The organism is Lysinibacillus sp. NPDC098008, assembly GCF_044760715.1.
Lineage (GTDB): Bacteria > Bacillota > Bacilli > Bacillales_A > Planococcaceae > Lysinibacillus.
The window spans coordinates 341,525-367,560 of record NZ_JBIWBA010000001.1; the positions used below are offsets into that span (position 1 = coordinate 341,525).

The following is a 26,036-nucleotide window of genomic DNA, read 5'->3' on the forward strand; positions in this document are numbered from 1 at the left end:
GGGCTTTTAGCTTTTGCTGCGCATCGCTATCCTACATTTCGTGCGCTCTATCCGTCATTTCGAGCATTCTATCCGCTTTATGCTTCTTCCCTTTCATTTTCCAGCATTTTATGTAAATAAGCGATAATCTCGCGAATGCCATCTAATGAATTGACGAGTATTTTTGGGTCAACATACGTAATCATGCGGTTTTCAAGATTGGCTACGGCTGTAAAATAACGCGTTTTTGCATAATTAACAAGACCTAATTGCTGCAATACCGTATCATCGAAATCAAGAATCTCGCGCGCTTCTGTTACAAGTAAGCCATAATTAACAACATCGGTATTTAACACGATCACGCGAGCTGTTTCTGTATTGGATGAACGATTGTACAAAATTCGTTCAAAATCAAGCACAGGCACAAGCTCACCTCGAATTCTTGTAAAGCCTAGAAGATAGTTTGGTAAATGAGGAATAGGTGTTACCTGCTCTAATTTTTCAATAGAAATCGTTTGCTCCACAGGTACTGCATATTCCTCTGTACCACAAGCAAAAACAACTGCTTTTACACTCTCCATGCGTTCACATCCTTCTATTCAACGATTATTTCTTCGCAGACTCTTTCACAATTTCAACAAGTAAATCTGCTAATTTTTCTAATTCTTCTACAGGTATTTTTTCATTTGTTGTATGAATATCCTCATAGCCAACAGATAAATTTACCGTTGGAATACCAAAGCCTGCAATGACATTCGCATCAGACCCTCCACCTGAAACACCTAAGACAGGTGTACGGTCAATATTGCGTGCCGCTGCCATTGCCACTTGGACAACTTTATCTGATTCTGTTACACGGAAACCTGGATACATTAGCTTTACTTCTACTTCAGCACGTGCCCCTAAAGAAGCAGATACTTGTTCAAAGGTTTCTTGCATATGCTTTGTTTGTGCATTTAGCTTTGCTTGGTCGATTGAGCGTGCTTCCGCTAAAATTGTCACTTCATCGCAAACAATATTTGTCGCTTGCCCACCCTCAAAGCGCCCAATATTCGCTGTTGTTTCTTCATCTAAGCGGCCTAGCTTCATTTGAGCAATACACTTAGAAGCCACTGTAATGGCTGAAATGCCTTTTTCAGGTGCAACTCCTGCATGTGCAGTTTTTCCAATAATTTTGGCAAAAATTTTCGCTTGGAATGGAGCTGCTGTGACAATACCGCCTACTTTGCCATCGCTATCCACAGCAAAGCCATATTTTGCTGTAATGCTAGAAGGGTCTAACTCCTTCGCTCCAGCAAGACCACTTTCCTCACCTGCTGTAATAATAAGCTCGATATCCCCGTGTTCAACTTGCTGTTCTTTTAAGCGCTTCACCAGCTCCAGCAATGCCGCAATTCCTGCTTTATCATCCGCGCCTAAAATCGTTGTACCGTCTGATACAATATAACCGTCTTCACGTAAAGATGGTTGAATACCTTTACCTGGCACAACTGTATCCATATGAGCAGTAAAGTAGATTGGCTCTACATCCAATGTACCTTTTAATGTTGCAATAATATTGCCAGCTCCATGCCCATTGCGCGTATGTGCATCATCTTGAATAACTGTCAATCCCAGTGCCGTTAATTTCTCTACTAAAATTGGTGCAATTACTTGTTCATGCTTTGTTTCTGAATCAATTTGAACAAGCTCAAAAAACTCTTCTACTAAACGACTTGTCATGTTGTAAAACTCCTTAGTTTACGTGTTTTTCCACGTAATAGTATACTCATTATTTTAGCACAACGTTCATGGAGTTGACATCATTCAACATAGCCTTAAAAAAAGCCTAGGAAAAGATTTCCCAGACTTGCTTTAACCATTTAAAATAGCTTCCTTTTCCTGCTGTAATGTTTGTAAGTAGTGAACAGCCTTTGTACGTTTATCTTGTAAGCGTAAAATTGTATTATGTACATCATCCTGTATACGAGAAACCTGCTCTCTTGCCGTTGAAATTTTCGAGTGCACAGACCAAGCAGAAAAAATATCATCGAAAAAGTAGTCAGCAAATTTTACAAAACCATCTGTTTCTACATGCAGTGATTTGGTAGACATTTCATGAATATCTAATAATTCATTGTGAAAGCGTTGCAAGGCAATTTGTGCATTATGTAAATAGCTTTCTGATTGATCAAGTGCATCATGCTTCAAATGTGTAGCGATAAGCCCACCGCCAAAGAATGTATCCCATGTAGAGTAGCCACTTGCCGAATGTAATGAAGCTGCTGCTTGCCCTAGCTTTGTCAGTGCTACTTCACCCGCCTCCTCAGCCTCTTGAATTTCAAGCATTAATTGCTTTGTTAGCATCTCTTCCTCTGCTAACTGTTCAAGCCTTTGTGCCTGTGCTGGATCATGAATTTGTAAGTAGCCTTGCTTTTTCGCATGAATATGTCGCAGTGTTTGCTGTAATGCTTGCTCATCTATTTGTGCTAATTTTTGTGTTACTTGGGCTTGATCTGCTGTTAAGTCTGCTTGCATTTTTTTAGCTTCGTTGATTTTTAATTCTAGCACTGCTGCTTTATCAATTTTTTCTGCTCGCAGCTCATCTTGCTGTCCTGTCCATGTACGAATCATATTCATAAATGAGAAACCATCTAATTTATCAAGTTTTGTGCGAAGTTGCTGAAGTGCTGTAGAATATTTTGTTATTTCCTCTTGTGCATGTTCAATCTGCTTATCAATTAATAGACTTTGCTCATTTAACCTTGTCTTAGTTCTTAACTGTGTATAAATCCGTTCCTGCTCTTCTTGTAATTGCTTCCATTCCATTCGACTCAACTCCTCTTACTATAAAGTACGAATGAAAATGAAAAATGTTTCAAATATTTGTTAATAATTTTCATTGATTTTTAGTAAAAATAAGGCCTAGCAACTATATAGCTGCTAGGCTTATCTTATGTTAAAGTGGAATATTTCCGTGTTTTTTCTCTGGACGTGTTTCGTGTTTGTTTGCTAGCATATCAAGCCCTTGAATTAGCTTAATACGAGTATCGCGTGGGTCAATAACATCGTCTACCATACCGCGTGAAGCTGCCACATATGGATTTGCAAATTTTTCTTTATATTCTTCAATTTTTGCTGCACGTGTTGCTTCTGGATCACTGGATTGAGCAATTTCACGCGCAAAAATAATATTGGCAGCACCCGCAGCTCCCATTACGGCAATTTCAGCATTTGGCCATGCAAAGACAAGGTCAGCACCGATTGATTTAGAGTTTAAGGCAACGTAAGCGCCTCCATAAGCTTTACGAAGAATCACTGTAATTTTTGGTACAGTCGCTTCTGAGTAAGCATAAAGAATTTTTGCACCATGACGAATAATACCACCATGCTCTTGCTTAACGCCTGGGAAGAAGCCAGAAACGTCTTCAAATGTGATGATTGGGATATTGTAAGCATCACAAGTACGGATAAAGCGAGCTGCTTTATCGGAAGAATCAATATCTAATCCACCTGCTAATACTTTTGGTTGGTTACAAACAAGCCCAACGGACTCACCAGCAATACGCGCAAAACCAACGACTACATTTTTGGCAAACTCTGCATGCACTTCCATAAAGGAACCTTCATCCACTACTTGCTCAACAACTTTACGCACATCATATGGACGTGTTGTTTCAATTGGCACTGTATCCACGATTTCTGGGCGATAGTCATCTCCCTCAGGTCGTGCTTGTCGAGGTGCCTTTTCCTTATTATTTTGTGGTAAATAGCTTAATAGTTTTTTAATTTGATTGATTGCCTCTTCTTCAGATGGTGCACGGAAATGGGCATTACCACTTACAGCATTGTTTACTTTAGAGCCACCTAGATTTTCAGCAGAGATTTTTTCACCTGTTACTGTTTCAATTACTTTTGGACCTGTAATAAACATTTGAGATGTTTTATCAACCATTAAAATAAAGTCTGTAATAGCAGGCGAATATACTGCACCACCAGCACATGGCCCCATAATAACAGAGATTTGTGGAATAACACCTGAATAAATAGCATTACGGTAGAAAATATGACCATACCCATCTAGCGATAGTACACCCTCTTGGATACGCGCACCACCTGAATCATTAATGCCGATAAATGGTGTACCATTTTTCGCAGCTAAATCCATCACTGTCGCCATTTTTTTAGCATGCATTTCACCAAGAGCTCCACCAAATACTGTGAAATCTTGTGAGAATAAGTAGACTGGACGACCATTGATTTTACCAAAACCAGTTACAACCCCATCTCCTGGTCCCTCTAGCTTGTCCATACCAAAGTCTACTGTACGGTGCGTAATAAATGGATTAATTTCAAAAAATGTACCTTCATCTAGCAACAATTCAATACGTTCACGAGCTGTTAATTTCCCCTTTTCGTGCTGCTTGTCGATACGCTCATAGCCACCCCCAAGCTCAATTACTGTCTTACGGTCATACAAGTCATTGATTTTGTCGAACATATCCATAATAATCACTTATCCCCTTTTCCACTTTTATCACATAATTCATATAACACCCCGAAGGAAGATTTAGGATGCATAAAGGCAACCTCTGCACCTCCAGCACCTGGTCCTGGCTCTTCAGATAGCAAACGTACACCTTTTTCACGAAGCTCTGCCATACGTTCACGAATACCTGTTACACCGAAAGCAACATGGTGAATCCCCTCGCCACGCTTTTCAATAAACCCATAAATTGCACTTTTCTCACTCATTGGCTCCAATAATTCAATTTTCACATTACCTGCGTCAATGAATGCAACACGAACTTGCTGTGATTCTACTTCTTCCACTTTCATCAACTTTAAGCCTAAAGTTTCAGTATAATATGTAATGCGTTCATCTAGATCGCGCACCGCAATCCCGATATGGTCTACTTTCTCCATGGGCACATCTCCTTCTGTTATGGTACATAACCTATTTTACAGAGTTTTTCGTCAAAACTCTACCACTTGAGAAATTTTTCAGATTTGCTAAACTATTTATAAGAAAAGAAGGAGCGAACGAGCATATGAGTAATAAAAAATTTCAAAAAATCGTTGTCTATACAATGGTAGTAATTATGCTAATTTCATCTTTGGCATTTGGCTTGTCTATGTTTCTTTAAGACAAAGCAGAGGCGTCCATCTAGTTATGGGCGCTCTTTTTTGACCTTTAAGCCTTTAAATGACTGCTTTATTTCTAAATACCTGTCCATTTCCTCAATAAGCTGATAGAGAGCTGCCTGCGCAATAAATTGCTGATGATTTTGTGGCAGCGGTAGCTGAGAAAAATCCTGCTTCACCCGCTCCAACTTCTCTCGGTAATGCCCTGCTGTATTTCCTGAATGCACATGTTCGCCAAGGTCTTGTAAAAAATCTGCCACAAGTTCTGCCTCTTGTACTATAACAGGTAATGTGGTCACTTTTGGCAGCACTCGTTCAATAATTTCTAACTGCTGCTCACGCATATCAAAATAAATATAGTAATCATTTTTACGCCGCATAAAATGGTTTTCAACATCTTTAAATGCCAATGATTTAGCATTTTCTAATGTGCTAACCGCTTCAATAATTTCTCGTCCATCCCACAGTGTATCTCCTTGACGTAAATAGTTTGCAACTTCAAAAAAAATCTTGCTATATAGCTCCTCAATTTTAACTCGATAGTAATTTAATTCCTTTTGAATATCTGGCATATACATATTAACGGCTAATCCTGTTCCATAGCCAATAGCCATTAATGCTAGTTCATTATAAACAAGTGGTAATGAAAAACTACCTGCTGCATAAATATGCATCATAATAACGGCACTAGAAATAAATCCATCCGTAATCTTTAATGATACAATTGTTGGAATAAACACAAGCAGCATACCTGCTAATGTTAATGGATGATAAGAAAAAAGCTCAAAGCTACCAAATGCGAAAACCATCCCAATCATACTGGCTGCCAAGCGTGTATAGGCTGCATGGATAGACCTCTTTTTCGTTGGCTGTATACATAATATGGTTAAAATACCAGCAGACGCGTATGAGGCTAAATCAAAATACTGGGCAATGGCGATCGCAATTGCCGCTCCAATTGCTGTTTTTAATGTACGATAGCCGATTGAAAACTTTTTCAAGCCGACTGCCTCCTGTCCTTTCATGCTCTCTTCTTATTATTTAGCCAATATTACGAAAATTCTACATGTGTATCATGAAAATTGGCAAGCTATCTATTACATGATGATAAGTAGCAAGCCTCTATAGATAGCATCTATCTATGAGGCTGTTACTTATGCAATTTTTTATGCAAGCATTATCTTACAGTTCATCACAATATTCTTCAAAGTTTGCTTGTAGATTTGTGACAACAGACATTGGGTCATGTCCTTCAATTTCATAGCGACCAACCTCTGCTACTACTTGTCCATCTTTTAAAAGGACAAAGGATGGCGAGGAAGGTAAATGATCTTCACCAAAATGGTAACGTGCAGCCGCAGTAGCTTCTTTATCTTGTCCTGCAAACACTGTGACAAGATGGTCTGGGCGTTTATCATAATGTACGCATTGTGCTGCTGCTGGACGCGCGATACCACCTGCACAACCACAGACAGAGTTCACCATGACCAATGTTGTTCCGGGACGTGCAAACGCCTCTTCAACAGCTTCTGGCGTTGTTAGCTGTTCATAACCAGCTGCCTCAATCTCAGCACGTGCCGTTTTTAAAATTTCCTGCATAAATAAATCGTAATCCATATTCATCTAACGATAGCTCCTTTCAAGTTCGCGCCAGTTTCGCATATTTTATAGTAGAGATATGACGCTTATACATCTCTTATCATAGCAGTTTGCGACAAATTTGTGCACCTACTTGCTCATATCATCGCTATCGATGGTTACTTTTTTAGTTGTTCATCGTTAAATAAACGATCAACACCTTGTGTAACAGTTAACTGTCCATTTAAAATTTGGCGTTCTAACAGCTGCACTTGCGCCTTACGCTGTGGATTGCCATAAAACATATCAATTAAATGATCTGTAATCATTGATTGGAACCATTCTTTTGTTTGGTTTTGGCGTCGAGTCGCCCAATAATTATTGCTTTCCACAGTTTGCTTAAATTCCTCAATTGTATGCCAAACCTTATCAAGCCCTTGCTTTTGTAATGAGCTCACAGGCATCGCAGTGGACATCCAGCCAGGTGTAGCAGGCTGTAGGAAATGCAAAATTTGCTTATATTCCGACACCGTTTTTTTCGCCAATCGTACATTATCACCATCTGCTTTATGCACAACGATAGCATCAGCTAATTCCATAATGCCCTTTTTCATACCTTGTAGCTCATCACCAGCACCTGTTAACACAAGCAGTAGGAAGAAATCAACCATGCCACGGACATATGTTTCACTTTGACCAACCCCAACGGTTTCAATTAAAAGCACATCATAGCCCGCTGCTTCACAAACAAGCATTGTTTCACGTGTTTTTTTATGAACCCCTCCTAGAGTACCTGCGGATGGAGAGGGTCGCACAAATGCAGTTGGCTTTTTCACTAACTCCTCCATGCGGGTTTTATCCCCTAAAATACTGCCGCCTGATAATGATGAGCTTGGATCGATCGCCAGCACAGCTACTCGCTTCCCCATCTCACAAAGCATTGTGCCAAAAGCTTCAATAAATGAGCTTTTTCCTGCGCCAGGCACACCTGTAATGCCAATGCGAATGCTATTTCCTGTGTATGGCAGTAGCTCCTGCAAAAGCTCCTGTGCTTGCACCTTGTGTGTGGCATTGGAGCTTTCAATTAAGGTAATCGCCTTTGACAAATGTGTGCGAGAGCCTGCTCGCACCTTTTGTGCCAGCTCTGGAATATTGAGTTGCTCTACCTTTTTCTTACGGAATTTTTTCGGTGTACCATAGTGCATCCCATCATGTGTTGCCTCAATGCCGTCCATGACAAATAGTGCGCTGTCCTCTACCTCTTTATTTTTGTCCATTATTCAGACACTTCCTCATAGCCTAAACGTCTGTAAATTTCTTCAATAATCTTTTGTGCCGATACTGGAATCACTGTACCTGGTCCAAAAATAGCTACTGCACCTGCCTTATAAAGGAAGTCATAATCTTGTGCAGGTATAACACCGCCAACAATAATAATAATATCCTCGCGCCCTAATTTTTCTAGCTCCTTCACTAATTCAGGCACTAATGTTTTATGACCCGCAGCTAGGGAGGACACACCAATAACATGTACATCGTTTTCTACAGCCATTTGCGCTGCCTCAGCAGGCGTCATAAATAATGGTGAAATATCGACATCAAAGCCTAAATCTGCATAGCCTGTTGCCACAACCTTAGCACCGCGATCATGTCCATCTTGACCCATTTTAGCGACTAAAATACGTGGACGACGCCCTTCATTTTCTAGGAATTCCTCCGTCATTTGTTTCACTTCAGCAATTTGCTCCTCATCCGAGAAGTTGGCAGAGTAAACACCAGAGATGGAACGGATGACAGCCTTATGACGACCAGATACCGCCTCAATCGCATCTGAAATTTCACCTAAAGATGCACGAGCACGCGCTGCATCCACTGCTACAGCAAGTAAATTTTCTGTGCCATCTTGTGCTGCTTTTGTTAAACGAGCTAAATGCTTTTGCACCTCTGCCTCATCACGCGCAGCCTTCATTGCCTCTAAGCGCTCAATTTGCTTTTGTCGAACAATGGTATTATCAATATCTAAAATATCAATTGGCTCTTCTTTCTCTAGGCGATATTTATTGACGCCAACAATCGTTTCTGTTTTCGAGTCAATTTTTGCCTGACGCTTGGCTGCCGCTTCCTCAACCTTCATTTTTGGTAATCCTGTTTCAATTGCTTTCGCCATTCCTCCAAGTGACTCAATCTCTTCAATCAACGCCCAAGCGGATTTTGTAATTTCTTCTGTTAATTTCTCCACGTAGTATGAACCGCCCCATGGATCAATGACTTTTGTCATTGCTGTTTCTTCCTGTAAAAATAGCTGGGTATTTCGTGCAATACGTGCAGAGAAATCTGTTGGTAAAGCAATCGCTTCATCCAGCGCATTTGTATGAAGTGATTGTGTATGCCCCATTGCAGATGCATTCGCTTCAATTAATGTACGTGCCACATTGTTAAATGGATCTTGCTCTGTTAAAGACCAGCCAGATGTTTGTGAATGCGTACGTAATGCTAATGTTTTTGGATTTTTCGGATTAAATGTTGACATCATTTGTGCCCAAATACGACGTGCTGCACGCATTTTAGCAACTTCCATATAATAGTTCATACCAATTGCCCAGAAGAATGACAGACGTGGTGCAAATGCATCAATATCGATACCCGCTTTTAGCCCTGTGCGTACATACTCCAAGCCATCCGCTAATGTGTAGGCAAGCTCGATATCATTTGTTGCACCAGCTTCTTGAATATGGTAACCAGAAATCGAAATCGAGTTAAATTTTGGCATATATTTTGCTGTATATTCGAAAATATCCGCAATAATTTTCATGGACATTGCAGGTGGGTAAATATATGTATTACGCACCATATATTCTTTTAAAATATCATTTTGAATCGTGCCTGCTAATTTTTCTGGTGTTACCCCTTGCTCCTCTGCTGCCACAATATAAAAAGCAAGCACTGGCAAAACAGCTCCATTCATTGTCATGGAAACAGACATTTGATCCAATGGAATTTGATCAAACAGAATTTTCATATCCTCCACAGAGTCAATAGCAACCCCTGCTTTCCCTACATCCCCTGTTACACGTGGGTGGTCTGAGTCATAGCCACGGTGAGTAGCTAAATCAAATGCCACAGAAAGCCCTTTTTGCCCCATTGCTAGATTGCGTTTATAAAAGGCATTGGATTCTTCTGCTGTGGAGAAACCTGCATATTGACGAACTGTCCAAGGACGAGCTACATACATGGTAGGGTATGGACCACGCGTATTAGGTGCAATACCTGCCACATCGTTTAAATGCTTGACATCTTGAATATCATCTTTTGTATAAATATCTTTAATTTCAATGCCTTCATTCGTTAGAAACTTATCGTCTGACGCTTGAGGTGCTTTGGTTGTTAACACTTTGTCGATTTCGACTGCACTAAAATTTGGCTTGCTCATCGTTGGACCTCCTTCATGCTTGTGAACACGGACTGTAATTTTTCAATAATGTTCTGTCCTGCAAAAATAAAGCCGTTTAAGCCATTTGCTAACCAAGCTTGCTCTTCATCTTTAAATTTACCTGCCACATCCACAATAATATGCGCTGGTTTTTCGGCTAAAATAGCTGTCACAAATGCCTTTGTATCATCATCATTACCCGCAATGACCACATACTTAGCCTCCGTTGCCTTTAGCCAAGCAACTGCCTCTTCCACAGTTCCGACTGGTTCACTTTTTTCCGGAACAAGACCAACTGTATTTAAGAAACCAGTGACAAAATCTGCGCGTGGCTTAGAGCTTTTCAATGTACCTAATGCTACAATGCCTGTTTTCACATCAGCCGCTGACATTTCTGCACGAAGCTGTTCAAATGGAGCTGCAACACGTTTAATATGTGCAAACAATGGGTTTGTTGCCTCTTCAAGCACGTCCGCTGGGTTTGCATAAATATTCGTACCAATTAATGATTGCTTACGTGTTTGTACTGCTTTAATGCGAGATTGATAGGATGTTTCGATTTCCTCTGCAAGCTTACCAGAAGCTGTATATTCATCAATACCGCCTGCTGCCTCAATAGCTAAAAATAAAGCCCATGCCTCTTTCACAAAATCTGCTGTTAGCGACTCAATAAAGTAAGAGCCACCTGCTGGGTCTATCACCTTTAGTACATTTGTTTCTTCTTTTAAAATTAATGATACATTACGAGCAATACGAATAGACTGCTCTGTAGGCTTTGTTAATACATCATGTGGATGCACCGTAAAGACATCTGCACCGCCAATTAATCCTGAAAGCGCTTCATTTGAAGAGCGTAATAAATTCACGTAAACATCTAATTTAGAAAAGCTTCTTAACGATGTTTCAGCAACAGTAGGTACTTTTAAATTTTCTGTGACGCCATATGCCGCTAAAAATGCCTTCCACAGCACCTTAAATGCACGAAGCTTTGCAATCTCTGTAAAAAATTGCGTATCAATCGCAAAGGTTACAAAAAATTGCTTTGAAAATGCTTCAAAGCTTTCCTCTTGCCCTGCCAGCTTTGCAGCTAATGCCAATGCATAAGCTAGCTCTTGTACAGCATTTGCACCTTGATAATGATAAATCGTTGTATCTGCATTGACTGAGCGCACGTTCGGAAATGCAGGTAAAGAAATAGTATCTTGTGAAACAATAAAACCTCGCACTGCTTGTTGTTGATCGGCAGCGATGTGATGAAACACAGCTAACAATGGGTCCTGTGCATTTTCAACAGTGATTTTAAACGAATATTCAGAGAAATATGGTGCCAGCTTTGCTAATACCTCTTCTGTCCACTCAAAATGTACACGGCTATCAATGGTGATCACTTCATTGCCTCGCGCTAAGCTATCATCTAGCTGTGTAAAAAAGGCTTCACTTGTATCAGCATGAACTTGCTGCGCTACTTGAAATACTGGACTACTTTGTAGGGAACGAATAGTCGCAACTTGTCGATCAAGCTCATCGCCAAGCTTTGTTATTAAACTTTCTTGCGTGTAAAGTGGCTGTAATGTGATACCTTCACTTGTTGTTGTGAAAAGAGATTCAAATGGTTTCCCCTTTAAAGCTTTGATTGCTGCATCTTGCCAGTCAGTATAAGCTGGCTTCTCAAATTCAATATTTTTCATGTTATTTGACATGCGGACGCTTAATCAGCTTCCCCCCTTAGTGTTTTCTAATTGTTATTCTACATGACAAATTGTCGCTCGAAAAGTATAAAAAAATTCGGAAGCCCTTATATAACGGGCTTCCGACAAGTCATCAGTAGACTGACGTTGAAGATTTACTTGTATTTTCGAGTATTTCTTTTACTCTATTTAGGAATTTACCACATACAAGTCCATCCAGCACACGATGATCTAAAGATAAACATAAATTCACAATATCGCGTGCAGCAAATACACCGCCAGGTAAAACAACAGGCTTTTTGACAATGCTTTCCACTTGAAGGATCGCTGCTTGTGGATAATTAATAATGCCCATTGATTGCACAGAGCCGAACGCTCCTGTGTTATTGACAGTGAATGTACCACCTTTAATATCATCCATTGTTAATTTTCCTGCTCGAACCTTAACGGCAAGCTCATGAATTTCTTTTGCAATGCCTTTAATAGACTTTTCATCCGCATGCTTGATAACAGGCACAAAGAGAGCATCATCTGTTGCTACAGCAATCGAGATATTAATATCATGCTTTTGAATAATTTTATCTTCAGCCCATGTAGCATTCATCATTGGGAACTCTTTTAAGGCCTGTGCTACCGCTTTGACAAAGAATGCGAAATAAGTAAGATTAAAGCCCTCTTTTTGTTTAAATTCATGTTTCAAGCTATCACGATAAGCAACTAAATCCGTTACATCCACTTCCATCATCATCCAAGCATGTGGCACTTCATGTACACTTCTTACCATATTATTGGCAATTGCGCGACGTACCTTCGTCACAGGAATTTCAATATCACCTGCTTGTACAGGCTGTGCTGGTGCAGCTGGTTGTTGCTCCTTTGCTTCAGGTGATGATACTGGCTCAGCGGCTGGCGACGGGGCTACCGGTGCTGATGCAACCTCTTTAGTAGTAGGCACATTACCACTGTCAATTAGCTTTAATAAGTCTTTTCTTGTAATACGTCCACCTTCACCCGTTCCTGTAACATGCTCTAATGCAATATCATGCTCCTGTGCAAGTCGTAAAACGGCTGGTGAATAGCGCACTTTATTCTTACGTGCTTCTTTTGCTCCAGCAGGTGGTGTTGACGCAGATGGCTGCACCTCCTGTTTTCGTTGGATGCCTGCATTTAAAATAGCTGAGCTAACGGCAGATTTTTTTTCTGGAGGTGGCGATGGTAAATCATTATTTCCTGCGATTTCAATGGAGCAGACAACAGCACCTACCGGTAATGTTTGTCCTTCCTGTGCAATAAGCTCCGTAATCACCCCTTCAAATGACGATGGAATTTCTGCATTTACTTTATCTGTCACAACCTCTGCAAGCGGATCATATTTTTTGACTGTATCGCCAGGTTTGACAAGCCATTTTTCAATTGTACCTTCTGTGACACTTTCACCAAGCTGTGGCATTGTAATATTTTGAACTGCCATCCTTTATTCCTCCCATCAATTAAACCTAAGCGTCATCGCATCTGATGCAATAGGCACTTCAGCAGATATTGGCTTTCTTGCACGTAAGCCAATATCTGCTTGCTATTTGATTATGTTAAAATGCTGCTAGTTCTCGCATTGCACGTTCAACTTTTTCAGGATTGATCATAAAATATTTTTCCATTGTTGGCGCATATGGCATCGCTGGCACATCAGGCCCTGCTAGGCGTTGAATTGGCGCATCAAGCTCAAATAAACAATGTTCTGCAATAATCGCTGCAACTTCACTCATAATACTGCCTTCTTTATTATCCTCTGTGACAAGCAAGACTTTTCCTGTTTTGCTTGCTGCCTCAATAATGGCTTCTTTATCGAGCGGGTAGACTGTACGCAAATCAAGGATATGAGCGGAAATACCATCTGCTGCAAGACGCTCTGCCGCTTGGAGGGCAAAATGCACAGCTAAACCATACGTAATAACCGTGACATCATCCCCTTCACGCTTCACATCTGCTTTACCAATTGGCAATGTATAGTCATCTAGTGGCACTTCACCTTTAATTAAGCGATAGGCACGTTTATGTTCAAAGAATAGAACAGGGTCCTCATCACGAATAGCTGCTTTTAATAAGCCTTTTGCATCATATGGTGTTGAAGGGATAACAATTTTCAAACCCGGTGTCCCTGCGAAAAGTGCTTCAACGGATTGCGAATGATAGAGTGCTCCATGAATACCTCCACCGAATGGCGCACGAATGACCATTGGGCAAGACCAGTCATTATTAGAACGATAACGGATTTTAGCTGCCTCGGAAACAATTTGATTCACTGCAGGCATAATAAAATCAGCGAATTGCATTTCAGCAATTGGACGCATACCATACATCGCAGCACCAATACCTACCCCTGCTATCGCACTTTCTGCCAGCGGTGTATCAAGCACGCGATATTCGCCAAATTGATCGTATAGACCTGTAGTAGCTTTAAATACGCCACCCTTACGACCAACGTCCTCTCCTAAAATAAAAACGCGCTCATCGCGTTCCATCTCTTCTTTCATCGCTAATGTAATCGCATCAATATAAGACATTACTGCCATTACGCGTCACCTCCGTCCACTGGTGCATAGACATATTTCAGTGCATGCTCTGGCTGTGCATATGGAGCAGCCTCCGCATAATCTGTTGCTTCGTTCACTTCTGCCATCACACGCTCTTCAATTTCAGCACGTACTTCTTCTGATAGTACACCTGCATCCATTAAATATTTTTCAAATAATAAAATCGGGTCCTTTGCCTTACCTTCTGCAATATCTTCAGCTGTACGATATTGGCGGTCATCATCATCTGAGGAATGGGCAGTTAAACGGTATGTCACTGTTTCAATCAAGCTTGGACCTTCTCCACGTCTTGCACGGTCCGCTGCCTCTTTGACAACCTTATAAACTTCAAGTGGATTTTTACCATCAACCGTTACGCCCGGCATGCCATAGCCAATACCACGATCAGATACTTTCGCACAGCCTAACTGGCGTTCCACTGGTACTGAAATCGCATATTGATTGTTTTCTACCATAATAATTACTGGTAGCTTATGGACACCTGCAAAGTTTGCGCCCTCGTGGAAGTCACCTTGGTTAGATGAGCCTTCGCCAAGTGTCACAAATGTAATAAAATCCTGCTGTTGGATTTTCCCTGCTAATGCTACACCAACTGCATGGGGAACTTGCGTTGTTACAGGAGAGGAACCTGTTAAAATACGATTTTTCTTTTGACCAAAGTGCCCCGGCATTTGACGTCCACCAGAGTTTGGGTCTTCCGCTTTGGCAAAGGCTGATAGCATCAACTCTCTTGGTGTCATACCAAAATGTAAAACAACGCCCATATCACGATAATAAGGTGCGATATAGTCCTTATTTTTATCAAGCGCAAAGGCTGCTCCAACCTGTGCTGCCTCTTGCCCCTGACAAGAGATGACAAATGGAATTTTACCAGAACGGTTTAATAACCACATACGCTCATCTAATCTTCTTGCCATTAACATTGTTTCAAACATTGCCAGTACATCCTCATTTGATAACCCTAAATCTTCATGTTTAATTTGAACATCTTGCATATGAGCACCCCTTTCATTCTATAGACCTCTACAATCGACTAAAAATGGATAGCACGATCATCCACGGCTAAGGCTGATTCTGCCAAAACTTCATTTAATGATGGGTGTGGATGAATGGCCTGACTCACTTCCCATGGTGTTGCATCTAGCACTTTTGCCAATGATGCCTCGCCAATTAAATCTGTTACATGTGGTCCTACCATATGAACACCTAAAATATCGTCTGTTTCTTGATCAGCAATAATTTTCACAAAGCCCTCTGTTTCACCATTTACTAATGCTTTACCAATTGCCTTAAATGGGAACTTACCAACCTTCAATGACAAGCCTTGCTCTTTGGCAGCACTTTCTGTTAAGCCTATACTAGCAACCTCCGGATAAGAATAAACACATTTTGGCACTTTTAAAGCATCTAATGCTACTGTTTTCCCCGTAGCAATATGCTCAATAGCTGCCAGCCCTTCATGAGAAGCAACATGTGCTAATTGCAAGCCACCAATCACATCCCCTATGGCATACATATGTGCTTCTTTCGTTTGATAACAATCATTCACTTGAATAAAGCCATTTTCCACATGAATTTCTGTATTTTCCAAGCCAATCCCTTGTGTATTTGCTTCACGCCCTACACATAATAATAGTTTTTCTGCTTTAAAAACTTCTTCCTGCTCATTCACCTTCGCAGAAATGAAAACGTTATCATTTTCAATTTTGAACGTAGTTGTATCGAGTCGCGCATTTGTTACAATACGAACACCTCGTTTTTCCAATTGCTTTGTTACTTCTTTGACAATATCCGCATCCTCTGCTGGCAAAATAGTTGGTCCATATTCTACAACTGTGACATCCACCCCAAAATCACATAACATCGATGCCCATTCAATGCCGATCACGCCACCACCAACAATTAATAATGATGTTGGTAACTGCTCTAGCTCCAAGGCATGATCTGAGTTCAATACATATTGACCATCAACTGTTAAGCCTGCCATTCCTCTTGGCTTCGAGCCTGTTGCAATAACAACATTTGTGGGCACAAGCATTTCATTTTCTGTACCATTTGCCATTTCAACAGAAATTGTTCCTGGCATCGGTGAAAAAATAGATGGTCCTAAAATTCGGCCTGTGCCATGGTAAACATCTATTTTGCCTTTTTTCATTAGTGCATTTACACCTTGACTTAGTTGCTCAACAATGGCCTGCTTACGAGCCTGTACTTTGTCAAATTGCAATGTCACACCTTCAATCGTAACACCATATTCACTAGCTGTTTTATTTGCCATTCGATATACTTCTGCACTTCGAAGTAGGGCTTTACTTGGAATACAGCCTTTATGCAAGCACGTACCACCTAGACGCTCACGTTCCACAATCGCTGTTTTCAAGCCTAGCTGTGCAGCACGAATCGCTGCCACATAACCGCCTGTACCTCCACCTAAAATGACAACATCATAATTTTGAGCCATATGGATTCCCCCTTTTGAGAAAAGTGCTAAAGTATCAATCTATTTATCTATGCTTTAGCTTCACTGTGCGGTGCTGTTAAAAATGAAGAGCTTCTATCAAAAGCTCTTCATAAAAATTTCATTATACATATTAAAAATTCGCTTTAGCGACCGTGTAAAATATTTTTTTCATTTTTTAAAAATTGGCTACGAGATTTGGCTACACGAGCAATACGCTCCTCTGCTAAACGATTCGCTGCCACATATGTTGGAATACCATCGCGCTTTGAAATTGCAAAGATTTTTTCAATGCTATCATAAATTCCATCAACGCGTTTCATTGCACGCTCACGATTATAGCCATATAATTCATCCGCAACATTAATCACCCCACCAGCGTTAATAACATAGTCTGGCGCATAGACAATCCCTAACTCATGCAGTACATCTCCATGACGTGAATCTTTTAGCTGGTTATTTGCGGAGCCAGCAATTACCTTTGCCTTTAGTTGCGGAATTGTTTCATCATTTAAAATTGCTCCTAATGCACAAGGGGAAAAAATATCAACTTCTTGCGCATAGATTTCATCAGGCGCCACAGCAATTGCGCCAAAGTCAGTAACAACTCGATCAATTGCAGCCTGATTAATATCCGTAACGACAAGTTTTGCCCCTTCATTATGTAAATACTCGCAAAGTTTGTAGGCTACATTGCCTAAACCTTGCACAGAAACTTTTAACCCTTCTAATGAATCCGAGCCAAACGCTTCTTTTGCAGCCGCTTTCATACCACGATAAACGCCATAAGCTGTTACTGGAGATGGGTTACCTGATGAACCAAATGCAGGAGAAATACCTGTTACATAGTTTGTTTCCTCATGAATTAAATCCATATCCGTTACTGTTGTCCCTACATCCTCTGCCGTAATATAGCGGCCATTTAATCCCTGAATAAAGCGGCCTAATGCTCGAAACATCTCTTCATTTTTATCTTTAAATGGATCACCAATAATAACCGTTTTTCCGCCGCCAAGGTTTAAACCAGCTGCAGCATTTTTGTAAGTCATTCCTCGTGCTAAACGTAATGCATCTTCAATAGCATTTTCCTCTGATGCATATGTCCACATACGTGCTCCACCAAGTGCTGGTCCAAGTGTTGTATCATGGATAGCGATAACCGCCTTTAACCCTGATGCTTCATCTTGGCAAAATACCAATTGTTCATAATCATACTTTTCCATATACTTGAAGATTTCCATGAAACTCGCCCCTTTGCTTTGGAAGGTACATCCCCAAAATGCCCATCCTAATCAAGTTTAATTGTACAATTTACTTCTTCTTGTCATTATGCTCACAGCCTCTAAAATCAGCAGGCTGATCTCCCCTTTTTTAGCAGGTATTTAGACCCCAATAGTGGAAGAAAAAATTGTTTAGTAATGGATAATATTGCTCCACTTATTTTTACAATACTGACAAATTCACAATTTCGCAACTATTATTACATATTCTTGTTTAAGTAATAATTTTCTAAATATTCACTCAATATAAAATGATTTTAAAATAATGATATTTCAACATGGATTGTGCACTCTCATCCATTCTTTTTGAGGACAGTAAATCATGTCGATTTTTGCTACACTTCAATCAACCTCTCTACTAACTTTAGTTTGAAAATTTCAGCTATATTTATAAGTGTGCTTCAACCTTCCTTGACATTCCATCACCCACAAGTACAATTAAGGTAGAAATAAGGAGGAGTATCTATGGCCCGTTTAGCTGCATTTATTGTCATGCTGATTCCAGGTCTTATGGCTGCAGGTGGCATTAAATTTATGCGTGATACATTGTTTGGTAAGCTTATCTCACCTTTCCCATTTTTATGGCTGCAATTTGTAGTAGGAGTTATTCTCTTTGTTATAGGCTTTGGCTTTTTCGCAGGATTTTTACTTCATCGTGATAGAAAAAAGGGAAAAGTAGCGCCTCGCTTCCAAAAAAAATAAAAATAGCTATCCAGTAAGTCTTCGATGACTTATTTGGATAGCTATTTTTATAGACGTTGCTGCGCTGCTAAAACTTTATCAGGATAATCTGTAATCCAACCAATTACAGCAGGATGTGGATTCGTTAAAAATGATTCTGTACCATCAATCGCATAAAATCGACAGGCTTTGTTACTACCTACGCAAGCCTCTAAATATCGAGGCTTATAGTACCTTTTATGCATATGCACAGTATCTGCGGCTCGATAATCCGACAATAAATCCCATTTTATTTTTTTCGTGGCAATCAATGCTGTTTCATATTCAGGACGCTGTTTTTTGACAATTTCCAGCAATTCATAGTGAAATGATGAAAAATGGCTGCCTGCTGGCACTTTTAAGCCATCCAACATATGAATAAGCGCATTTTTTTGGTCAAGAATCGTGGACTTTAGCTCAATATTCAAAGGTATCTGATGCAGCATTGCCCATGCTAAAACGGCATCAAAAGACGGCATTTTATAAGATGAAAAAAACCGTTTCCATGGCTTGCCTAATTTAAAGCCTAGCAACTCCTCAAGCGTACAATCGCTCACTAGCTTATTGCTACCGACCAGCCTCGATAACTGTGGATCATGGTATACAACGGGCAATCCTTCTTTTGAAAATTGAATATCTAATTCAATCCCATCAGCTCCTAGCTCCATCGCCTTATCAAAAGCTTGCAACGTATTTTCCAGCGCATAAGCAGAGGCTCCGCGATGCGCAAACACAGGAATGGTTGATGGATTAGACATTGAGCTCACCAAATTCTAATAGGAATTTACCATTGGTCATTTTATTTAATAAGGACGATTTTCTGCCAATTTGAATATACGTACCTGGATAGGCTTCTTTCGTCACAATAATCTCCTCTTTTCCCACACGACGCATTTCTTCCATCAATAATTTAATTTCACGATCTAATGTTGCTGCCTCAGCCTTTAATGCGTTTAAAGCCTGCTTTGTTACTTCAAAGCTTGCCGTCTGCTCTTTAGATAGCTGATTCAAAAATGGTAATAAGCTTTTTATTTTTTCCTCATGTGCTAAAATTTCTGCTTGTACCTGCTTAAGCTGTATCGCCTTTTCCTGCATCATTAACTGACTTTCCTGCTTATTGACGCTTTCAATAATCAAATCTGTTCGACGCTCTAATCGATTACCTGATACCGCTGTAACAATCGTATTTTTTGCTATCGTACGTCCACCTATAATTTTTCCTTTGCGTTCGTCAACAAAAATAGAATTTGCAGAAAGCTGTGATCCTAACGCATAAAAGCCAATATGAATACTATCAGCCGCAAGTAAATTTGCCTCATTGACATGTTTAACAAAAATATTGCCGCCCGCCTCTACAACTGTTGTGCCAAGCCCAAAGATGCCCCCACGAATATAAACATCACCTTCAATGGATTTAATTAATTTGGCACCGCTTACACCTTCAGCTCCATCAATTGAAATATCGCCAGTGGCAATTACAGTATAACCATTTGTAACGGTTCCTTTAATACTCAGGGAACCATTAAACTCTAGATTTCCTGTTTCCACGCCAACATCACCATGGATAGGAAGGTGTCTATTTACACCAATCAATCCCTTAACATCATCTAAAGCGCCTGCAATTTTAGAACGAATGACGATTTTTCCGTCCTCTTCCACTTCATAGGCTGATTTTGTATCATAACGGATAGGAAAATCCCTTCCCGGAGCAGCAGCTACTACTTCACCGAGCACATTTTTTCCGGGTATACCCAATGTTGCAGGAATCTTTTCACCTAGCCACGAACCTTCTGAAATTTCTGAGATAAAATTCATATCATAATAATCGGCTTTTCCATCCTCACGTATTACTGGTTTTCTCTCGGGTTTAGGTAAGTATGTAATTTGCGCATCTGTTCCTGCTATAGGTGGTGTCCCTTGAGCAATTAAAAATGCCTTGCCTGGTTCAGCTTTCAAAATATCAAAATCTAAAACCCCGTAAACAATCCCTTTTTCTTCGAGTGTTTCTAGAATTTGCTGTGTCAATTTCTCTTGATGCTGCTGAATATATTCATGCGTTTCATATATAAAAATAGAGGCTGACATTTTATCACGTGCAATCTCAGCTTCAATATTTGGAAGCCAGCGTCCGATTTCAACAGGATTTGTGCTTACTGTTGTCAGTACATTTTTTAATATTGCAAAATTAGATAATTTCAGTCGTGGATAGCTACGTAAAATACTATCAAATTCTTTCAATGGGAAACCAGCACTAAACGTAAGCATAAATACCTTGCCATTTTCTTCAGAAATTTCGAAGTTTTCATTTCGAACTAGAATCAAGCTACCTCCTCCTTCCCTCTATATGTAAGTATATACAATCTACTTACATTTGTTTAGCGACCATTGTCACTATCAAAAAAGAAAATAGAACTACTTAATTATTAAAAGTTCTAGCAATATCTTATTTTTTCTAATTTATTTAGATATATTTCACTACCCAGGCAATTATTTTTAATAAAAAAATCCTTTTAATCTAATATTAGCTCGTTAGGCTAATTTGAATAAGTAATAACCAATCCATACGGAATAAAGTTTCACTTATGCTATGCAATTTTATAAGTTAGTCCCTTCTTACTATTCATCCAATAATATTAGGAAAGTGCTTTCTGCACAATATGTAGCACCAAGTCGCCTCACTTGCACTCGTGTCATATAATACAGAGCAATTTGACCATCTATTGCTAAACGCACTTCAAATAAATCATTGTCCAAATGTGTTATTTCTAATGAATTCATACCATCTAATTGAAAATTGACTGTTTTCATTATTATCACCTATTTATCATTTCGCTTCCTTTATTCTTCTCTATTATATGATAATTGCATACCATTTGTTTTCATTGCTTTATGCACATAAAGTAACAACTTGTTTTATTTTATAAGTTGTTACTTTTTTTATTCTGTGTTACGCTTTATTTACAGTTGATTGTAAAGCTTTATTAAAGAGCTTTTATGATAAAACTTATTTTAGGAGGATATGATGAATTTAAAAAAGATTAGTATTTTATCAGCCTTATCACTTTCCTTATTTCTAACAGGATGTGGCAAGCAAGAAGAAAAAGATGTTAATGCTAGTGTGGGGGAAGCTGTTAATTATACGATAACTGGGATTGAACCTGGTGCAGGAATATCTGATGCTACACATAGAGTATTGGATGGGTACGAAAATTTAGCAGACTGGGATATTGAGGAAAGCTCGACAGCTGGGATGTTGATTCTTTTAGATGAGGCAATTCAAAACGAGGAGCCTATTGTCGTAACAGGCTGGACACCTCACTGGATGTTTGAAGAATTTGATTTAAAATTTTTAGAGGATCCTAAAAATATTTATGGCGGGACGGAAAGCATTCATACCCTTGCAAGACTTGGCTTTGACGAGGATATGCCGAATGCCTATAAAATTTTAGATGCCTTTCATTGGGAAGTAGAAGATATGCAAGCTGTTATGGCAGAGGCGGAAAAGTCCTCGTTTGAAGAAGCCGCAGAAAATTGGGTCACAAATAATGAGGAAAAGGTGAATGAATGGCTAGCAGGCACAGAGAAAGTCGATGGCGAAACCATTCGAGTCGTTTCTGTACCTTGGGAATCCGAGCAAGCCTCATCCAATGTCATCAAATATGTCTTAACAGAACAAGGCTATAATGTCGAGCTAACAGAAGTCGATCCAGCCGTCATGTTCCAAGCTGTCGCTATGGATTCTGCTGATGTAACTGTTGCCCCATGGCTACCGATGACACACAAAACCTTCTATGAGCAGCACAAAGACAATGTGATCGACCTAGGTCCAAATATGGAAGGCGCACGCTCTGGCTTAGCCGTACCAACATATGTAGATATTGATTCTATTGAGGACCTTGAAGCAAAATAAATAGACAAAAACCATGCATTTTGAGTGATGTTCAAAATGCATGGTTTTTATTGTTAGAACGATTACATGAAACTTCAAGACTACCCTGAGATATATTTAATAATGTAGCCATTTAAGCTAAAAACTATTTCTCTCATTAATTATTTAAATAGTTTTTTAGTAATTCAACTTCAAACAATGCTTTTTTGGCTAATTTAGTCGTTTCCGTAAGCTGTTGTTGCATTTCTGTGTTTTCTGCTGTTTGCTGCATAATGACATCTACCTTTGCCTCAAGCTTATCTAATTTTGCGCCTTGATCATCTACCTTCGACTCAAGCTTATCTAATTTTGTGCCCTGATCATCTACCTTCGACTCAAGCTTATCTAATTTTGCGCCCTGGTCATCTACCTTCGACTCAAGCTTATCTAATTTTGCACCCTGGTCATCTACCTTCGACTCAAGCTTATCTAATTTTGCGCCCTGGTCATCTACCTTTGCCTCAAGCTTATCTAATTTTGCGCCCTGGTCATCTACCTTCGACTCAAGCTTATCTACCTTTGTTTCAAGCTGATCTACTTTCGTTTCAAGTTTATCTACTGAACTCTTTAATTCCTGCATTCCTTCTTGTATCTCGCCGAACATTTTAACTAAGGTATGAAATTCATTATGTTCCATCTTATATTCCCCCACCACGATAAAATATGTTAGTAAATTATATCATAGAAAGCTGTAGCTAACTATATATGTATCATTCTCTGCCATTCTTAAACTAGACAATAAATAGCTCAGACATACTCTATGACAAGAAAGAATAATTTTATAGCTGTATCCGAGATTACTTTTTAAGGTTGCTTAGGAAATGCTTATGATCGACATGCAGCATGATATTTTCTAACTGTAAATCAAATTCAGTAATCTTATTGTCCATTTTTCTACGCAAAAAAACACACTCCTATTTCATCAGTTTGTATGTAAACCAATAAACTAGAGTGTGCCTGAAATTCGTACATATACAATTAGTTATTTATAGCCCTTAAAGGAAGTTTATTGCCAAATAAATTTCCTCTCTTTAATTCCCATGATACTCATAATCCCCTACATATCAACGTTCCTCAACACCTAGCTCGCCATCATATCAATGCGAATTTTATCGGCAATCATGGCGATAAACTCGGAATTGGTTGGCTTCGATTTGAGATGGTGGACCGTGTAGCCAAACATGGACGAAATAGATTCGTAGTTTCCACGATTCCATGCAACCTCGATGGCATGACGAATGGCACGCTCCACGCGTGATGGTGTTGTGTTGAACTTTTTGGCGATCTCTGGATATAAAATTTTTGTCACAGAGCCTAGTAGATCAATATCCTCAAAGACCATTTGAATAGCTTCACGCAAATAAGAGTACCCTTTAATATGTGCAGGTACACCGATTTCCTTAATAATTGCTGTGATGGTGCTATCTAATTGATGTTGGTTTAATTTTTGAGGCGCTGCTGGCTGTAAGACACTTGCTTTTTTCGGAATTGCTGCCTTTTGTCCTGCGCAGTGTAAAATCTTTTGCACCAATTGATCGAATTCAAATGGCTTGAGCATAAAATAGGAGGCTCCTAATTCGACTGCTTGCTTCATCACATCCTCCTGCCCAAAGGCGGTTAGCATAATGACTTGAATGGATGCCATTTTTTCATTTTGATACATGGACTCTAATACAGCTAATCCATCAAGATGCGGCATTATTATATCAAGAAGTAAAATATCTGGTGTAAATTCCTCAAGCATTTGAAGACAAACTTTTCCGTTTGGAGCAGTGGCAATAATTTCTATTTCAGAATGTCCTTGAAAATACTGCTCCATTGTTTTTAATAACTCACGGTTATCATCCGCGATCGCTACTTTTATTTTTGTCATTTCAATTCCTCCTTCTGGACTTGCTTTGAACAGCTCAAAGCGATAACCTAACCCCTAATGCCTTTTTTGGCACACTTTGAAAATTTCGACATTTTCACTTTAAAAACCTTTTCTATTTCCAAAAATGAGTATGTAGTCTGATACTTTCTTTTTATATCGACAAGTTACGCTAAAGAACGGCAAGTCACCGAACATCTCTATTCCCTATTTTAGATAAAAAAATAAAATAAAACTATAGTTTTTTAAATATCCTGTCATCCCGGAATATATTTGGTAAAAGAAAGGATAAGGGCAAAAATCCGCGTTGATTTCTGCGGAAAAAGCAAGATAGAACAACAAAAGCCACCATGCTTTAGCTGACTTCTTGCTATCTTATCCACAGACCATAAGGCGGATTTTTGCCATTTATTCTTTTTATGAGGACTTACGTAACATTTCTGCTACTGTTAATGCGGCTCCTTTTTTCGGCTCCTCCACAAACATATGTGTCACAGCACCGACAAAACGACCATCTTGAATAATAGGGCTGCCACTCATCCCCTGTAAAATACCACCTGTTTTTTCAATCAGCTTGTCGTCAGATACGACAAATTCAAGACGTTCATTTTCAGCTTTTGTAATTTCAATGGAAAAGGTTTCTACTTTACTGCCCTCAATGGCTGTATAAATTTCTGCTTTTCCCAGTTTTATATCTTTTTCATGCATAATTTCAATGGCTTTGGGTAATCTTTGTTGATAGCTATCTTCCCAGCGACCAAAAATACCATATATCGTATTTTTATCGATAGTACCTAGTCGCTCTTGATGTTTTTCAATGGAGGATATTTTATAACCCGGTTGACCTGGTGTGCTTTTGCGAATTTGTTGAATCGAAGCTAAAAAAATGGAGCCAGCTCTAAAAACGGGAGCTTCTTGTAGGGTTGAATCGATAATTTGATGACCAAGTGCACCATAATTTTTTGTCTCTGGATCAATATATGTCAGTGTTCCTACTCCATCTGTTTCATCTTTTAAAAAGGAAATGACATGCTCTGCTTCTTGGTTTTGTAATTCAAGTGTAATTTGTTTACCCTCACTGTTAATCGTCCATTGCTGCTGTCCCTTTTTGGCAACAGCCTGTTTGGCATCAGCCAATGTTTTTACAGGTGTATCATTAATTTTTTCAATAACAGCGCCCCCTTTCATCCACTGATTGGAAGCCAATAGTATATCATGTGCAACAAATACATGTGACAACTGAAGCTGAATGCCAATTGCTTCACCCATTGGAATAAGCTTTTTTGCAGCAAAAGCTTGAATGGGCATCATAAATAAAAAGATGAGCATAGGCAAAATGACTAATTGACGCCAACGACGATTCATACGACACCTCCTTTTCATTTTTGTC

The 26,036-nt window shown here is 39.5% G+C and carries 24 protein-coding genes; 3 read left to right on the forward strand and 21 right to left on the reverse strand.

What is annotated here, in order from left to right; genetic code table 11:
- Positions 1-77: 77 nt before the first annotated feature.
- The 5 genes from ACIQVU_RS01670 to mce all read right to left on the reverse strand — a co-directional run bounded on the left by ACIQVU_RS01670 (position 78) and on the right by mce (position 4,884).
- Complete coding sequence (locus tag ACIQVU_RS01670; RefSeq protein ID WP_340806305.1) at positions 78-560, reverse strand: chemotaxis protein CheW; 483 nt, start codon at positions 558-560, stop codon at positions 78-80.
- A gap of 25 nt (positions 561-585) precedes the next feature.
- A complete protein-coding gene (locus ACIQVU_RS01675; protein WP_402893449.1) occupies positions 586-1,701 on the reverse strand; it encodes a M20/M25/M40 family metallo-hydrolase in 1,116 nt (371 codons plus the stop codon).
- A 132-nt stretch (positions 1,702-1,833) separates the two neighbouring features.
- Positions 1,834-2,787 carry a hypothetical protein gene (locus ACIQVU_RS01680; RefSeq protein WP_340806308.1) on the reverse strand — a complete coding sequence of 318 codons (954 nt, stop codon included), beginning with the start codon at positions 2,785-2,787 and terminating at the stop codon, positions 1,834-1,836.
- 130 nt (positions 2,788-2,917) lie between these two features.
- The gene (locus ACIQVU_RS01685) at positions 2,918-4,465 is read right to left on the reverse strand and encodes an acyl-CoA carboxylase subunit beta (RefSeq protein WP_340806309.1); all 1,548 of its coding nucleotides are present in this window, start codon (positions 4,463-4,465) and stop codon (positions 2,918-2,920) included.
- 5 nt (positions 4,466-4,470) lie between these two features.
- The gene (gene mce / locus ACIQVU_RS01690) at positions 4,471-4,884 is read right to left on the reverse strand and encodes a methylmalonyl-CoA epimerase (protein ID WP_340806310.1); all 414 of its coding nucleotides are present in this window, start codon (positions 4,882-4,884) and stop codon (positions 4,471-4,473) included.
- Between the two features lie 125 nt (positions 4,885-5,009).
- Here mce and prli42 point away from each other — a divergent pair, with 125 nt between their 5' ends.
- Positions 5,010-5,105 carry a stressosome-associated protein Prli42 gene (gene prli42, locus ACIQVU_RS01695; protein WP_340806312.1) on the forward strand — a complete coding sequence of 32 codons (96 nt, stop codon included), beginning with the start codon at positions 5,010-5,012 and terminating at the stop codon, positions 5,103-5,105.
- Between the two features lie 24 nt (positions 5,106-5,129).
- Here prli42 and ACIQVU_RS01700 read toward each other — a convergent pair whose 3' ends face one another.
- The 10 genes from ACIQVU_RS01700 to ACIQVU_RS01745 form a co-directional block, all read right to left on the reverse strand.
- Entirely contained in the window at positions 5,130-6,128 is a 999-nt protein-coding gene (locus tag ACIQVU_RS01700) for an aromatic acid exporter family protein (RefSeq protein WP_340806313.1), read from the reverse strand.
- 157 nt (positions 6,129-6,285) lie between these two features.
- The gene (locus ACIQVU_RS01705) at positions 6,286-6,726 is read right to left on the reverse strand and encodes a BrxA/BrxB family bacilliredoxin (RefSeq protein ID WP_004231203.1); all 441 of its coding nucleotides are present in this window, start codon (positions 6,724-6,726) and stop codon (positions 6,286-6,288) included.
- Between the two features lie 134 nt (positions 6,727-6,860).
- Positions 6,861-7,958, reverse strand: a complete 1,098-nt coding sequence (meaB, locus tag ACIQVU_RS01710; protein ID WP_402893455.1) for a methylmalonyl Co-A mutase-associated GTPase MeaB — start codon at positions 7,956-7,958, stop codon at positions 6,861-6,863.
- Entirely contained in the window at positions 7,958-10,111 is a 2,154-nt protein-coding gene (gene scpA / locus ACIQVU_RS01715; RefSeq protein ID WP_340806317.1) for a methylmalonyl-CoA mutase, read from the reverse strand. The genes meaB and scpA overlap by 1 nt, the downstream gene beginning before the upstream one ends.
- Positions 10,108-11,811, reverse strand: coding sequence for a methylmalonyl-CoA mutase family protein (locus ACIQVU_RS01720; RefSeq protein WP_402893460.1), 1,704 nt, complete (start codon positions 11,809-11,811; stop codon positions 10,108-10,110). The genes scpA and ACIQVU_RS01720 overlap by 4 nt, the downstream gene beginning before the upstream one ends.
- Before the next feature lie 121 nt (positions 11,812-11,932).
- Complete coding sequence (locus tag ACIQVU_RS01725) at positions 11,933-13,270, reverse strand: dihydrolipoamide acetyltransferase family protein (RefSeq protein ID WP_340806319.1); 1,338 nt, start codon at positions 13,268-13,270, stop codon at positions 11,933-11,935.
- A 115-nt stretch (positions 13,271-13,385) separates the two neighbouring features.
- Complete coding sequence (locus ACIQVU_RS01730) at positions 13,386-14,369, reverse strand: alpha-ketoacid dehydrogenase subunit beta (protein WP_274793609.1); 984 nt, start codon at positions 14,367-14,369, stop codon at positions 13,386-13,388.
- The gene (locus tag ACIQVU_RS01735; RefSeq protein WP_340806320.1) at positions 14,369-15,385 is read right to left on the reverse strand and encodes a thiamine pyrophosphate-dependent dehydrogenase E1 component subunit alpha; all 1,017 of its coding nucleotides are present in this window, start codon (positions 15,383-15,385) and stop codon (positions 14,369-14,371) included. The genes ACIQVU_RS01730 and ACIQVU_RS01735 overlap by 1 nt, the downstream gene beginning before the upstream one ends.
- A 38-nt stretch (positions 15,386-15,423) precedes the next feature.
- On the reverse strand, positions 15,424-16,851 hold the full coding sequence (gene lpdA / locus ACIQVU_RS01740; protein ID WP_340806321.1) for a dihydrolipoyl dehydrogenase: 1,428 nt from the start codon (positions 16,849-16,851) through the stop codon (positions 15,424-15,426).
- Positions 16,852-16,994: 143 nt separating this feature from the next.
- The gene (locus ACIQVU_RS01745; RefSeq protein WP_340806322.1) at positions 16,995-18,089 is read right to left on the reverse strand and encodes a Leu/Phe/Val dehydrogenase; all 1,095 of its coding nucleotides are present in this window, start codon (positions 18,087-18,089) and stop codon (positions 16,995-16,997) included.
- Between the two features lie 504 nt (positions 18,090-18,593).
- Here ACIQVU_RS01745 and ACIQVU_RS01750 point away from each other — a divergent pair.
- Positions 18,594-18,830 (forward strand): DUF2627 domain-containing protein, encoded by a 237-nt coding sequence (locus ACIQVU_RS01750; protein WP_340806323.1) that lies wholly within the window; start codon positions 18,594-18,596, stop codon positions 18,828-18,830.
- Positions 18,831-18,877: 47 nt separating this feature from the next.
- Here the strand turns inward: ACIQVU_RS01750 and ACIQVU_RS01755 are convergent, their stop codons facing one another.
- From ACIQVU_RS01755 to ACIQVU_RS01765, 3 genes are all read right to left on the reverse strand, one after another.
- Positions 18,878-19,606 carry a glycerophosphodiester phosphodiesterase gene (locus ACIQVU_RS01755; RefSeq protein ID WP_402893466.1) on the reverse strand — a complete coding sequence of 243 codons (729 nt, stop codon included), beginning with the start codon at positions 19,604-19,606 and terminating at the stop codon, positions 18,878-18,880.
- Positions 19,599-21,170 (reverse strand): flagellar assembly protein A, encoded by a 1,572-nt coding sequence (locus tag ACIQVU_RS01760; protein WP_340806324.1) that lies wholly within the window; start codon positions 21,168-21,170, stop codon positions 19,599-19,601. The genes ACIQVU_RS01755 and ACIQVU_RS01760 overlap by 8 nt, the downstream gene beginning before the upstream one ends.
- A 294-nt stretch (positions 21,171-21,464) precedes the next feature.
- Positions 21,465-21,656: a hypothetical protein gene (locus ACIQVU_RS01765; RefSeq protein WP_340806325.1), complete on the reverse strand. Its 192-nt coding sequence runs from the start codon at positions 21,654-21,656 to the stop codon at positions 21,465-21,467.
- Between the two features lie 214 nt (positions 21,657-21,870).
- On the opposite strand from ACIQVU_RS01765, the gene ACIQVU_RS01770 reads away from it, so the two are divergent.
- On the forward strand, positions 21,871-22,758 hold the full coding sequence (locus ACIQVU_RS01770; RefSeq protein WP_402893471.1) for a glycine betaine ABC transporter substrate-binding protein: 888 nt from the start codon (positions 21,871-21,873) through the stop codon (positions 22,756-22,758).
- Between the two features lie 136 nt (positions 22,759-22,894).
- On the opposite strand, the gene ACIQVU_RS01775 is transcribed toward ACIQVU_RS01770, so the two are convergent.
- From ACIQVU_RS01775 to ACIQVU_RS01785, 3 genes are all read right to left on the reverse strand, one after another.
- Entirely contained in the window at positions 22,895-23,413 is a 519-nt protein-coding gene (locus ACIQVU_RS01775) for a coiled-coil domain-containing protein (protein ID WP_402893473.1), read from the reverse strand.
- Between the two features lie 444 nt (positions 23,414-23,857).
- Entirely contained in the window at positions 23,858-24,649 is a 792-nt protein-coding gene (gene spo0A / locus ACIQVU_RS01780) for a sporulation transcription factor Spo0A (protein WP_340806328.1), read from the reverse strand.
- Positions 24,650-25,063: 414 nt separating this feature from the next.
- Complete coding sequence (locus ACIQVU_RS01785; RefSeq protein WP_340806329.1) at positions 25,064-26,011, reverse strand: SpoIVB peptidase S55 domain-containing protein; 948 nt, start codon at positions 26,009-26,011, stop codon at positions 25,064-25,066.
- Between the last annotated feature and the right edge of the window lie 25 nt (positions 26,012-26,036).

What these genes read in the sequence shown, in the direction of transcription:
- ACIQVU_RS01670 (WP_340806305.1), bottom strand. Translation starts at nt 560, where the DNA reads ATGGAGAGTGTAAAAGCAGTTGTTTTTGCTTGTGGTACAGAGGAATAT.
- ACIQVU_RS01675 (WP_402893449.1), bottom strand. Translation starts at nt 1,701, where the DNA reads ATGACAAGTCGTTTAGTAGAAGAGTTTTTTGAGCTTGTTCAAATTGAT.
- ACIQVU_RS01680 (WP_340806308.1), bottom strand. Translation starts at nt 2,787, where the DNA reads ATGGAATGGAAGCAATTACAAGAAGAGCAGGAACGGATTTATACACAG.
- ACIQVU_RS01685 (WP_340806309.1), bottom strand. Translation starts at nt 4,465, where the DNA reads ATGGATATGTTCGACAAAATCAATGACTTGTATGACCGTAAGACAGTA.
- mce (WP_340806310.1), bottom strand. Translation starts at nt 4,884, where the DNA reads ATGGAGAAAGTAGACCATATCGGGATTGCGGTGCGCGATCTAGATGAA.
- prli42 (WP_340806312.1), top strand. Translation starts at nt 5,010, where the DNA reads ATGAGTAATAAAAAATTTCAAAAAATCGTTGTCTATACAATGGTAGTA.
- ACIQVU_RS01700 (WP_340806313.1), bottom strand. Translation starts at nt 6,128, where the DNA reads ATGAAAGGACAGGAGGCAGTCGGCTTGAAAAAGTTTTCAATCGGCTAT.
- ACIQVU_RS01705 (WP_004231203.1), bottom strand. Translation starts at nt 6,726, where the DNA reads ATGAATATGGATTACGATTTATTTATGCAGGAAATTTTAAAAACGGCA.
- meaB (WP_402893455.1), bottom strand. Translation starts at nt 7,958, where the DNA reads ATGGACAAAAATAAAGAGGTAGAGGACAGCGCACTATTTGTCATGGAC.
- scpA (WP_340806317.1), bottom strand. Translation starts at nt 10,111, where the DNA reads ATGAGCAAGCCAAATTTTAGTGCAGTCGAAATCGACAAAGTGTTAACA.
- ACIQVU_RS01720 (WP_402893460.1), bottom strand. Translation starts at nt 11,811, where the DNA reads ATGTCAAATAACATGAAAAATATTGAATTTGAGAAGCCAGCTTATACT.
- ACIQVU_RS01725 (WP_340806319.1), bottom strand. Translation starts at nt 13,270, where the DNA reads ATGGCAGTTCAAAATATTACAATGCCACAGCTTGGTGAAAGTGTCACA.
- ACIQVU_RS01730 (WP_274793609.1), bottom strand. Translation starts at nt 14,369, where the DNA reads ATGGCAGTAATGTCTTATATTGATGCGATTACATTAGCGATGAAAGAA.
- ACIQVU_RS01735 (WP_340806320.1), bottom strand. Translation starts at nt 15,385, where the DNA reads ATGCAAGATGTTCAAATTAAACATGAAGATTTAGGGTTATCAAATGAG.
- lpdA (WP_340806321.1), bottom strand. Translation starts at nt 16,851, where the DNA reads ATGGCTCAAAATTATGATGTTGTCATTTTAGGTGGAGGTACAGGCGGT.
- ACIQVU_RS01745 (WP_340806322.1), bottom strand. Translation starts at nt 18,089, where the DNA reads ATGGAAATCTTCAAGTATATGGAAAAGTATGATTATGAACAATTGGTA.
- ACIQVU_RS01750 (WP_340806323.1), top strand. Translation starts at nt 18,594, where the DNA reads ATGGCCCGTTTAGCTGCATTTATTGTCATGCTGATTCCAGGTCTTATG.
- ACIQVU_RS01755 (WP_402893466.1), bottom strand. Translation starts at nt 19,606, where the DNA reads ATGTCTAATCCATCAACCATTCCTGTGTTTGCGCATCGCGGAGCCTCT.
- ACIQVU_RS01765 (WP_340806325.1), bottom strand. Translation starts at nt 21,656, where the DNA reads ATGAAAACAGTCAATTTTCAATTAGATGGTATGAATTCATTAGAAATA.
- ACIQVU_RS01770 (WP_402893471.1), top strand. Translation starts at nt 21,871, where the DNA reads ATGAATTTAAAAAAGATTAGTATTTTATCAGCCTTATCACTTTCCTTA.
- ACIQVU_RS01775 (WP_402893473.1), bottom strand. Translation starts at nt 23,413, where the DNA reads ATGGAACATAATGAATTTCATACCTTAGTTAAAATGTTCGGCGAGATA.
- spo0A (WP_340806328.1), bottom strand. Translation starts at nt 24,649, where the DNA reads ATGACAAAAATAAAAGTAGCGATCGCGGATGATAACCGTGAGTTATTA.
- ACIQVU_RS01785 (WP_340806329.1), bottom strand. Translation starts at nt 26,011, where the DNA reads ATGAATCGTCGTTGGCGTCAATTAGTCATTTTGCCTATGCTCATCTTT.